Genomic DNA, 11,432 nt, shown 5'->3' on the forward strand with positions numbered 1-11,432 from the left:
TATTCGTCAGTCGATTCGATGACGTCGATACCTTCTGTGGCAAGGTGTACCACGGTACCGGGGAAACCTGCATCGGAGACCAACATATTGGACCCACCGGCCAGGACCAGTAACGGAGTGCCTGCGGCATCGGCTTCGGCAATCGCTGCGGTGAGTTGGTCCTCGGTCGAAACGGTAATCCAGGTGGATGCGGGGCCTCCGACGCGGGCGGTCGTGTGATTGGCCAGGAGATTTTCGGACATGAGGTTAGAACTGCACCTGTACTTGAGCGCGAGTTAGCACGCGGGCATCATCGTCGGAGGGGTTGGTGACCGAAAGGTCGACGCGAACTACGTGTGTTTCTTGGTTGATCGCACCAATCTTGGCGGTAACGTTTAGGACCGCGCCCGGATATGGGTTTTCAAAAGGCCGGGCCGGATCGAAGTTTTCTGTGGTTTCATCCACCGGAACCATTGCAGAGAACCGCGTTTGGTAGTCGATGATGGCTGTGGGGTCATTGGTCCATTCGGTCACCACATCGACGGCCAGTCCCATGCTGAGCATGCCGTGGGCGATCACGCCGGGCAGCTCAGCAAGTTCTGCTGTGGCGTCCGACCAGTGGATGGGGTTGAAGTCTTTGGAGGCCCCGGCGTATCGGATCAGATCTGCACGATTGATGCCGATGGTGCGGGTGGCGATCACATCGCCCTTGGTGAGATTTTCGAGAGCAGGCATATTAACGTCCTTATCCGCGAATCAGCAGCGTGGAAGTGATCGTCGCAATGGGAGCACGATCAGCATTGGTAATCTCGGTTGCTGTGGTGAGCAACCGGTTGCCGGCAAGTTCTTTAGCTGAGGTGACAGTCGCCTGAGCGAACAGTTCGTCGCCAGCGACCACTGCACGGTGGTGCGTGAAGCGCTGATCAGCGTGCACCACTCGGGAGAAATCGACTTCTGCTTCAGGGTCATTGACCATCAGCGCCTCGGCACGCTGGGCAATGGTCACCAGATAGGTTGGTGGGGCCACCAGGTCTTTGTGGCCAGCAGCACGAGCAGCTTCCAGATCGTGGTGCAGAGGGTGCATATTTTTGACGGCGGTAGCAAAGTTGCGGATGTCTTCGCTTCCAACGTGATACGGGCCAACGTCGGGATATTCGCGGCCGGTGAGGTCAACAGTCATGTCTAATCCTTTCCACGCTGTTGGCGACGTTTATTGTCGGCTTCTAGGTTTTCTCGGAGTTCTCTGCGGCGTCCGGTCATCCGAATGATTTGCGCGACGACGTGGGTCACCAATCCGGTGCCGATGATCACCGCTGCCACGATAGACAGTTGCCGGGTCGATGTCACACCACCAACAATGGCGGCGATAAAGCCGATACCAAGGATGATCATGCCGGCAACTAACACCCGCTGATATGTGCGGGAGCCGGTACTATAAGGGTTCTGATCCATCCAAGACATAACTTCTATTATCCACCAGCCTGGCTATTCGCCCTTGACGTTTACGATTTGGCGCAGGGTGTGGCGGATTGTGACTAAGTCTTTGGAATCTTCCATGACTTGATCGATGGATTTATAGGCTTGCGGGATTTCATCGATGAATTTATCGGTATCCCGATATTCGATGCCAACCATCGCCTTGCGCAGGTCATCTTGGCTAAAGTTGCGTCGTGCTGCTCGGCGCGAATATTGGCGGCCAGCACCATGGGGCGCAGAATCTAAAGCATCGGCGTTCCCTTTGCCTTCAACAATGTAGGAAGCGCTACCCATGGAACCAGGGATTGACGCCATATCGCCGCTGCGCGCTCGGATGGCACCCTTGCGGGTTACCCATACGGTTTTACCAAAGTGTTCTTCTTGTTCCGTGAAGTTGTGGTGGGAGTTGATTCGGCGGAGATCACGTACCGGTTCGCCTGCCCAGCGACCGAGCTGATGATTGACCCTGTCCATCATTTCTTCGCGGTTCAACAGAGCAAAGTGTTGGGCCCAACGAAGATGGGCAATGTAGGCGGTGAACTCTTCGGTCCCCTCGTCCAACCACGCCAGATCTGGGTGTGGCAAGTGATCGTCGGCCTGGTGGCGCAGATTTTTGGCCCGGTCGATGTAGTGGGTGGCGATTTTATTGCCGATGCCGCGGGAGCCGGAGTGGAGGAAGGTCCAGAGCTGTTCGTTTTCATCCACACAAACTTCAATAAAATGGTTGCCGCCGCCTAGTGTGCCCAGCTGTACTCGCCAATTTTTGTCAAAGGCATCAGGATCGACGTCGTTGTGCAGCGCCAGTTCTTCGAGCTCATCGATGCGAGGTTTGGCACTGGGCAAGATTTTGCGATTGTATTTTCCCGCAGAGACCGGGATAGCACGCTCGATTTCTTCTCGCAGTGTGCGCAGGTCTTTGGGCAAGTCTGCAAGATTGAACTGTGTTTGGACGGCGATCATACCGCAACCAATATCAACGCCAACTGCTGCAGGCATAACCGCACCCAACGTTGGGATCACGGAACCCACGGTGGCACCGTAGCCCAGGTGTGCATCAGCCATCAGCGCTACGTGCGGGTAGATGAACTCGAGTTCAGCTGAAGTCACGGCCTGTTGCCGAGTTTGCTCCTCCAGCAATGAGGCCCAGGAAACTAACCGATCATTGAGACGTTCCATATGGCTGCAGTGTAGTCGAGAACCGCCAGCACAACGAGACACAGCAGCCGACCCAAAGTGTTTCGGATCGGCTGCTGCGGTGATTATTCGTCGAGCTACCTCACTGGGTGGGTGAGCGCGGCGGCTCATCTAGCATTCGGGGATGGTGACCGCGACTGCCAAGCCGCCACGTGAGGTTTCCTTGTATTTGTCCATCATGTCGGCACCGGTAGCGCGCATAGTTTCGATGGCCTCATCCAGGCTAACTTTATGGGAACCATCGCCGTGCAGGGCAAGCCGTGCAGCGTTGATGGCTTTGACCGATGCAATCGCGTTGCGTTCGATACAGGGAATCTGGACGAGTCCACCAATCGGATCACACGTCATACCCAAGTTATGTTCTAGCGCAACTTCTGCGGCATCTTCGATTTCTACCGGAGTACCACCCATTACTGCGGCAAGACCAGCTGCAGCCATGGAACATGCTGAACCTACTTCACCTTGGCATCCGACTTCGGCTCCCGAGATGGAAGCCTGCGTCTTAATGATGATGCCGATGGCACCGGCAGTCAGCATAAATTCCACGATCTTGTCGTCGGTGACATCGTCAAGGAATCTGCTGTAGTAGTGCATAACCGACGGGATAATCCCGGCCGCACCGTTGGTTGGCGCGGTCACCACTCGACCTCCCGAGGCATTTTCCTCATTGACAGCCAGCGCATACAAGTTGACCCATTCGATACCGCGCAGGGCATCGTTGGTGTCACCGGTACGTTCCGAGACGCCGCCTTCGGTGAGCTGCTTATACAGTTTGGGGGCCCGTCGAGTCACTTTCAAACCACCCGGCAGCGTAGTTTCGGTGCGCTCGATGCCGGATTGCACACAGTCCTGCATGACCTGCCAGATGTGCAAGATCTCGGAACGAATCTGTTCTGGCTCGCGCCATTCAATTTCGTTCTCCCAGGTCAATTCGGCAATGGATTTGCCCTGTTCCTTACACATGGCCAATAGCTCGGTGGCGTTGCGATAATCGTGTTTGACTTCCAGATCCGAGCTCAATGGTTTATCGAGCTCTTGTTCGGTTACCACGAATCCACCACCGATGGAGTACGAGATTTCCGAGGCCAGTTCCTGGCCATCAGCACCAAATACCGTGGATTTCATCCCGTTGGGGTGTCCCGGTAGTGATTCTTTCATGTTGAGAATGACATCTTGTGTTCGATCAAACTCGATGGTCTTGCTGCCGGCGAGTTCCAGTGTTCCGGAGGTTTCGACACCGGCAATAATGTCATCGACTTGTTCGGGCACAATCGTGGCTGGATCATGTCCAGCAAGTCCAAGGATCACGGCGGTATCGGAATGGTGCCCAACACCGGTTGCACCCAGGGAACCAAAGAGTTCCACTTTGGCGCGCGCGGTGGCCGCAACGGTCTCGGCTTCCAATCCATTGATGAACTGGGCTGCCGCCCGCATGGGACCAACGGTATGGGACGATGATGGTCCCAAACCAATAGAGAACATGTCCAGCACACTTAATGCCATGTATTACACCTCCCGGTGTGAAAACTCGAGCATAGCGTCGAGCAACCAGCTGACCACGTGATCAGCAAACGAAGTGCGGGGTGCGATCCGCCAGGTAAATTCGTTAACCTTCCAGAGGATCACTGGGGTTTGCGCAATCTCGGTGGCATAGGCCTGGTTGACCTTCCACGTTCTAGGATGCAAATCCAGTGGGCACGATTTGCGCAGTACAAGCTCAGATGCAGGACCGGAAATCTCGATGAACGCACGATTCGCAGAAAGTTCCAAGACCTGACCTGAATGATCACCCAGCACGTCGGTGAGGGTTTCGGCCAGACCGGAGTCTGGCTCGTTGACCGCGAGAAATTCATCCGGTGACAACCACAACACGGCGGTGGTGTCGACATCTCCGACGACGTCGCCGACGCGTTCAGGCAGTCCACCCAAGTGAGTTGCTAGCGCCACATACCCCGGTGTTCCGGGTTCGGCGCGCAGTCCCACCTGTGTGGTGAAGCGTACTTCTCGGATGGATACTGCAGACCCTGAAGCCTGTTCCATTTCCTGTGTTCGATTGACCAGCGGCGAGCGCCGCAGTTCTTGTACATCAGCCATCGCGACGTGCTCCTTGTGGATCGTAGAGAACAGTGGGCCCAATCTTCATGGTGACAATTTCGTCGCCAACCAGGGCCTTGAGGGATTCACCTTCACGGGAGAACCCATTTTTGATGAGGGCCAGCCCGAAGGTGCGCCCCAGGTTCGGTGAGTTATACGAAGCGGTAACCCAACCTTCTTGGGCGACAGGTCCGGCGGCAATATCGATCGGGGTATCTATATCCACCAGTGCTTCGCCTTCTTCGAGGAGGAAGGTTGGATCGTCCGGCAGAACGGAGACGAGTTGCTTGCGGTCTTCGCGCACGTTGTCCGCACGTGAGAACGAGCGTTTGCCAATAAAGTCCTTATGTTTGGCAAGGATCCATTCCAGGTTGGCGTCCTGGGGAGTCACGGTGCCATCGGTTTCTTGACCAACCACGATGAGCCCTTTTTCAGCACGTAGGACGTGCATGGTTTCGGTGCCATACGGGGTGATGTCGAATTCTTCGCCGGCCTGTGCAACTGCTTCCCAGACGGCCAAGCCGTACCACGAAGGTGTAGCGATTTCCCAAGCCAGTTCGCCGGAGAACGAGATACGGCTGACCCGTGCTGGAATACCCGAGTCCAGGGTGATGTCCCGGAATTCCATGAACTTGAAACCGTCTGCCGAGAAGTCCTCGGTGGTGGCGAGCTTGGCCATGACGTCGCGGGATTTTGGTCCAACAACGGCAATGGTGGCGTACTGTTCAGTCACCGAGGTGGCATAGACGTCCAGTTCTGGCCATTCGGTTTGCAACCATTCTTCGACCCATTCCATAACGTCTGCTGCACCCGAGGTGGTGGTATGCATGAAGTAGCGGTCTTCGGCCAGGCGAAGTGTCACGCCGTCGTCAAAGATCATGCCATCGGCAGACAGCATCACGCCATAGCGTCCCATGCCCTCTTTGAGCTTTACCCAGCCGTTAGTGTAGAGGCGGTTGAGGAACTCTGGGGTATCTTTACCGCGCAGTTCGATCTTGCCCAGGGTCGTGCCGTCAAACATGCCAACCGAGTCTCGTGCAGCCGCTGATTCGCGATAGACGGCCTCGTCCATGGTTTCGCCCGGTTTCGGGTAGTACCAGGCACGTTTCCACTGACCGACATCCTCGAAGACGGCGCCGGCAGCTACATGAGCATCATGCATCGGTGTGGTGCGTGCTGCTTCGAAGAGTTTTCCTCGACGACGCCCAGCCAGTGCGGCAAACCCCACGGGGGTGAATGGTGGACGGAACGTCGTGGTACCAATTTCTTGGGGATTATCGATCCCGAGAATTGAGGCCATGACACCGATGGTTGGAACACCCGAGGTCTTCCCTTGGTCGGCACCAGTGGAGATCGAGGTGTAGCGCTTGACGTGTTCGACCGAGCTCATACCCGCACCGGTGGCACGCAGAATATCGGCGACCGTCTGGTCACGCTGCAAATCGACATAATGGCTGTTGTAGTGTTCGACTTCTGTCCCGTCAGGGGAAGGCACCAACCACAATGGTTCAACCGGACCGTATGGTCGATCAATCGCGCGTGACGCATTGGCCCCAGTCGGGTAGCCGGCAGCAGTTGCAGCTGCGGCACCGGCTGCCGCGCCTGAGCTCAGCGCGGTGGCGGTCGAGTATTTTCCGGTAAGGGAACCGGCCAAGTGCATGTCTTCAACTGAGTCCACGGCGACGAAGCCCTGGCGTAGTTCATCCCACTCGATTCGCCCCTTGCGTCCAGAGTGGAGGTGAACCACCGGCGACCAACCGCCCGACACCGCGAGGGTGTCAACCTCAAAGCGCTGAGTTTTGGTGAAGTCGACGTCACCGTTGATTGGTGCAACGGTAATAGCGTTCAGCTGATCCTCGTCGTCAATGCCGGTATCAACAACTGCTGAACCGATAAGAACGTTGACGCCATTGGCTGCGGCCTGTTGTGCAGCCGGCGAGGCGGTGGACCGTGAGTCGATAACGGCAACGACTCCCCCGGTGTTTTGGAGTTCGTGCACCAGCGGGTAGACCGAGTCGTTGGTAGTGAAGACGGCGATCTGCTCTCCCGCACGCACCGCATAGCGGTTCAGGTAGGTGCGGACTGCGGAGGCCAGCATGACGCCTGGGCGATCATTATTTTTGAACACCATTGGGCGTTCGTGCGCCCCGGTGGCCAACACGACCTGCTGAGCGCGTACATGCCAGATGCGTTCCCGGGAGATCCCTTCACCCGGGTGCTCATCTTGCAGGTGAGTTCTGCGCTGTACAGCAACCGCGTAGTTGGAGTCGTAGACGCCGGTCACGGTGGTACTTGAGAGGACATCGACGTCGTCGTTGGCTTTGAGCGCTTCGACTGTCTCGGCGATCCACTGCGGAGCCGCGACATCATCGATGGATTCGTAGGGACTATCCAGCAGGCTGCCGCCGGTCCATGGTTTTTCGTCCATCAAGATGACGCGAGCACCGGATTGCGCCGCATTGGCGGCAGCGGAGAGCCCGGCCGGGCCGGCTCCGACCACCAATACATCAGTGTGGACGTGAACGTGGTCGTAATAAGCCTGGTCCTCGGTAGGGTCCAGCGTACCAAGTCCACTCAGTTTGGTGGCTTCTAAACCGTTAGTCACCGGGACCGTGGTGGAAGTCATCATGGATTCTTCGACGTCACTTTGGTGCCGTGCAGACAGGTGTACCAGTGAGTTTGGTTCTTCAACCCCGGCGGCAAATACACCGCGCGGGCGTTTGAAATACAGGGAGTTTGCGGCCGACTTGAACCCCGATGCAAGCATCGCGGAGGCTACGGTGTCGCCGCGCAGAGCACGGGATTGTTTGCCGTCGATAACAAGATCTACTTTGTCATTGTGATCAACGACGGCGTATGGTGCCTCATCGACAGTTAGACGGTAGGAGTGCGTCACTGGGAACCTCCGGATACATTCGGGCGGGGCGAGCCTGCCGGGTAGGTGGCTTTGAATTGGTAGGTAATAGTGTCACGAACGGCGTTGAACCATTTGCGGCAGCCGCCGTTGTGGACCCACCGTTCTGCGAAATCGCCCTTGGGGTTATCGCGATAGAACAAGAATTCGGCCCATTTTGCATCCGAGAGCGCATATGGGTCTTCGGGATAGGCAACGTGGGCTTCACCCCCGTAACCAAATTCGGTTTCGTTTCGTGGCCCGCAGTACGGGCAATCAATAAGCATCATGGCAATTGCCTTTCGTTTAGTGGGCCACGGCGGCTGCGCCGTGTTCATCAATCAGGTGACCGGTTTCGAAGCGTTCAAGACCAAATGGTGCGTTAAGTTCGTGTGGTTCATCATGAGCGATGGTGTGGGCCAGTGCGTAACCGGCGCCCGGTGTGCCTTTGAAGCCACCGGTGCCCCAACCACAGTTGACATACAGGCCATCAACTTCCGTTTTACTGACGATCGGTGAGGCATCCGGGGTGGTATCCACGACGCCGCCCCAGGTACGCAAGACGTGAGCACGGGCAAAGATTGGGAACAGTTCCACCGCCGCTGCCATTTGCTCCTGGATCACGTGGAATGCACCGCGTTGTCCAAACCCGTTATACGTGTCAATCCCTGCACCCATCACAAGTTCGCCCTTGTGGGCTTGCGAAACGTAGACGTGGATATGGTTCGACATGACCACGGTTGGGTGGACTGGTTCAAACAGTTCAGACACCAGGGCCTGCAAGGGGTGCGACTGAATCGGTAACTTCACCCCGGCCATTTCAGCTAGTTCGGAAGAATGTCCAGCCCCACACAGCGCGACCTGACCAGCAAGAATCCTGCCGCGGGTGGTCTCGACACCGGTGACTTTGCCACCTTCGACGAGGATGTCCGTGACTTCGGTGTTTTGGATGATGTCGATACCAGCGTTATTGGCCGAGCGAGCCAGTGCCCAGGCAACGTGGTCGTGCTTCGCGATGCCAGCGCGTGGCTGATAGGTCGACCCCATGATGGGGTAACGGATGTTGTCCGATGTGTTAATAATCGGGCAAACTTCTTTGACCTCGTCGGGTTCCAACCACTCCGAGTCCACACCGTTGAGCCTATTGGCGTTGACACGTCGCTTGGAGTCACGAACTTCAGAAACATGGTGTGCCAGGTTCAATACCCCGCGTTGGGAGAATAAGAAGTCATAGTCGAGTTCTTCTGGGAGTTCTTCCCACAGTTTTAACGAGGTGTCATAAATATTTGCGGATTCATCCCAAAGGTAGTTAGAACGAATAATGGTCGTGTTGCGGGCCATATTGCCGCCACCGAGCCAGCCCTTTTCAATCACGGCGACATTGGTGATGTCGTGACGTGAGGCCAGGTAGTGTGCGGTCGCCAGGCCGTGACCACCCGCGCCCACAATAATGACATCGTAGGAGGACTTGGGTTCCGGGTTATTCCACAGAAAATCGGGGTGCTGTGGGAGTATTTCTGCCATGGTTACGCTCCGAACGGTTCCAGGTTTGGGTACAGTGGATGAGCTTCGGCCAGCGCTTCAACACGCTGTGCAAGCTCAGGTAGGTTCTCGCGGTTCCCGGTAGCACCTGCGATCAAGGTCAACGCAATGATGTCAGCGACCTCTGCAAACGCTTCGATACCAAAGCCTCGAGTGGTCAACGCCGGTGTACCGATGCGTAGTCCGGAAGTCGTCATCGGGGGGCGTGGGTCCCACGGCACAGCGTTGCGGTTGACGGTAATGTCTACTTCTTGCAGTAGATCTTCACCCTGTTTTCCGTCGAGTTCTGAATTGCGCAGGTCGACCAGCACCAGGTGCACATCCGTACCACCTGTCAGAATCGAGATACCGGCTTCTGCGACATCCGGTTGGGACAACCGTTCGGCCAAAATATTGGCACCTTCGATCGTGCGGCGCTGGCGCTCAGCAAATTCTTCTTCGCCGGCGACTTTGAACGCGACAGCTTTACCCGCGATCACATGCATCAGTGGGCCACCCTGCTGCCCGGGGAAGACCGCTGAATTCACTTTTTTAGCGATGTCGCCATCATTGGTCAAAATGATGCCGCCACGAGGGCCGGCAAGTGTTTTGTGGGTGGTTGAGGTTGTAACGTGCGCGTGCGGAACCGGAGAAGGATGCAGACCAGCTGCTACCAGACCTGCAAAGTGAGCCATATCTACGAAGAGGTAGGCGCCGACTTCGTCAGCGATCTCACGGAAGCGAACGAAATCTAACTGGCGGGGGTAGGCAGACCAACCCGCGACAATCATCTTTGGTTGATGCTCACGTGCCAAGCGCGCGACTTCGTCCATATCTACTTCGTACGTACTTTCATCGACCGAGTACGGCACGATGTTGTACAAACGACCGGAGAAGTTCAGTTTCATACCGTGGGTTAGGTGACCGCCGTGGGCCAGATTCAATCCCATGACCGTATCGCCTGGACGAATCAAGGCGTGCATGACGGCAGCATTGGCTTGGGCGCCTGAGTGTGGTTGCACGTTGGCAAATTCGGACCCGAAGAGATTTTTCACCCTTTCAATGGCCAAGCGTTCTACAGAGTCAGCGTGTTCACAACCACCGTAGTAACGGCGTCCGGGATATCCTTCAGCATATTTATTTGTCAGAACCGAACCCTGTGCCTGCATTACAGCCAGCGGGGTGTGGTTTTCCGACGCGATCATTTCCAGACCGCGTTGTTGACGGTTGAGCTCCTGGTCAAGGAAACCGGCGATCTCTGGATCGAGCTCCACCAAATCCTGCGTCAGCGAGGCAGTAACCTGCGAGGTAATACTAGTCATGCAACTTCCTTCAAAAAATCCTGAACGACACTTGATATATCAGCTACCGATCACAGAATATGACGTTCATCACAGAAAAGTCAAGCCATCAACAAAACTTTTTTCAAACACTGCAGTTCTGCAGCGTTTAGTGCAGAATAAGAGCAACGAAAGGACATGAATGACCACGTTGCACAACGTTGGCGCGAACGGCGAGTCTCTATCGTCCCGCGCTTACCGCATTCTTCTGGACCGCCTAATCATGTTGGACATTCAACCCGGTGAGCCAATCATGGAAAAGCAGTTGGCTGAAGAAATGGGGGTTGGCCGCACCCCCTTACGAGAGGCGCTCAAGCGCCTCGAGTCCGATCACCTCGTGGTGACATACCCTCGCCGTGGAACATTCGCCAGTCAGGTCGACGTCACCGAGCTGGCCCATGTCTCTGAGATCCGGCAAGCACTAGAGCCGCTTGCCGCCCGCCGCGCCGCCGAAGCCCAGGGGGGCGCCATGCGCGAGCAACTTCTGGCAGTCCTCGTGAACATTAAAAGCCTGAGCCCAAACCAGTCGCAGCGCGACTTGCTATCGTATGACCTCTCGGTCCACCGCATGATTTATAGCGTGACGCAAAACGAGCACCTGTCAGAAACACTCATTCGCCTCGACAACATCGCGACCCGAATCTGGGCAGCACTCTCGGATCGCTTACCGTCACTGCATGAACATATCCTCGACCACACGCAGCTCATCAAGCACATCGTGGCCGGACGGCCCGACGCAGCAGAGCGTAGCGCAGCACAGCACGTCGAGAATTTCTATTCCATGGTTCGTGGGGCACTCTAACCACGTCACCCCGACGGCCAGGCCTGATGCCCCGGCCGCAGGTGAGCCCGAGCCCACTTCTTGCTCGAGCGGCAGCTGCCCACGGCCCCTTGACTGTGACCCAGCTCACCGCATACTGTTGTGCAACATCGTT

At 56.4% G+C, this 11,432-nt stretch carries 12 protein-coding genes; 1 reads left to right on the top strand and 11 read right to left on the bottom strand.

Annotated elements, in window-relative coordinates; translation table 11 throughout:
- From L0H14_RS09910 to glyA, 11 genes are all read right to left on the bottom strand, one after another.
- On the bottom strand, nt 1-242 hold a 242-nt coding region (locus L0H14_RS09910; RefSeq protein WP_301421757.1), incomplete at its 3' end, for an FAD-binding protein.
- A 4-nt stretch (nt 243-246) separates the two neighbouring features.
- Nucleotides 247-714 (bottom strand): MaoC/PaaZ C-terminal domain-containing protein, encoded by a 468-nt coding sequence (locus tag L0H14_RS09915; RefSeq protein WP_301416068.1) that lies wholly within the window; start codon nt 712-714, stop codon nt 247-249.
- A gap of 10 nt (nt 715-724) precedes the next feature.
- Complete coding sequence (locus tag L0H14_RS09920) at nt 725-1,159, bottom strand: MaoC family dehydratase N-terminal domain-containing protein (RefSeq protein WP_301416070.1); 435 nt, start codon at nt 1,157-1,159, stop codon at nt 725-727.
- 2 nt (nt 1,160-1,161) lie between these two features.
- Entirely contained in the window at nt 1,162-1,440 is a 279-nt protein-coding gene (locus L0H14_RS09925; protein ID WP_301416072.1) for a hypothetical protein, read from the bottom strand.
- Between the two features lie 24 nt (nt 1,441-1,464).
- Nucleotides 1,465-2,631, bottom strand: coding sequence for an RtcB family protein (locus L0H14_RS09930; protein ID WP_301416073.1), 1,167 nt, complete (start codon nt 2,629-2,631; stop codon nt 1,465-1,467).
- Nucleotides 2,632-2,760: 129 nt separating this feature from the next.
- On the bottom strand, nt 2,761-4,152 hold the full coding sequence (locus L0H14_RS09935) for an L-serine ammonia-lyase (RefSeq protein ID WP_301416075.1): 1,392 nt from the start codon (nt 4,150-4,152) through the stop codon (nt 2,761-2,763).
- Nucleotides 4,153-4,155: 3 nt separating this feature from the next.
- On the bottom strand, nt 4,156-4,743 hold the full coding sequence (locus tag L0H14_RS09940; RefSeq protein ID WP_301416077.1) for a sarcosine oxidase subunit gamma: 588 nt from the start codon (nt 4,741-4,743) through the stop codon (nt 4,156-4,158).
- Nucleotides 4,736-7,639, bottom strand: coding sequence for a 2Fe-2S iron-sulfur cluster-binding protein (locus tag L0H14_RS09945; protein WP_301416080.1), 2,904 nt, complete (start codon nt 7,637-7,639; stop codon nt 4,736-4,738). Before L0H14_RS09945 ends, L0H14_RS09940 begins: the two co-directional genes overlap by 8 nt.
- Nucleotides 7,636-7,926, bottom strand: coding sequence for a sarcosine oxidase subunit delta (locus L0H14_RS09950; protein ID WP_301416082.1), 291 nt, complete (start codon nt 7,924-7,926; stop codon nt 7,636-7,638). Before L0H14_RS09950 ends, L0H14_RS09945 begins: the two co-directional genes overlap by 4 nt.
- Nucleotides 7,927-7,942: 16 nt before the next feature.
- Entirely contained in the window at nt 7,943-9,160 is a 1,218-nt protein-coding gene (locus L0H14_RS09955; RefSeq protein ID WP_301416084.1) for a sarcosine oxidase subunit beta family protein, read from the bottom strand.
- A gap of 2 nt (nt 9,161-9,162) precedes the next feature.
- Nucleotides 9,163-10,479: a serine hydroxymethyltransferase gene (gene glyA / locus L0H14_RS09960; RefSeq protein ID WP_301416086.1), complete on the bottom strand. Its 1,317-nt coding sequence runs from the start codon at nt 10,477-10,479 to the stop codon at nt 9,163-9,165.
- Nucleotides 10,480-10,639: 160 nt separating this feature from the next.
- Between glyA and L0H14_RS09965 the strand changes: the two genes are divergently transcribed.
- Nucleotides 10,640-11,299 carry a GntR family transcriptional regulator gene (locus L0H14_RS09965; RefSeq protein ID WP_301416088.1) on the top strand — a complete coding sequence of 220 codons (660 nt, stop codon included), beginning with the start codon at nt 10,640-10,642 and terminating at the stop codon, nt 11,297-11,299.
- Nucleotides 11,300-11,432 lie beyond the last annotated feature (133 nt).

It is taken from the genome of Yaniella sp. (assembly GCF_030453185.1).
Taxonomy (GTDB): domain Bacteria; phylum Actinomycetota; class Actinomycetes; order Actinomycetales; family Micrococcaceae; genus Yaniella.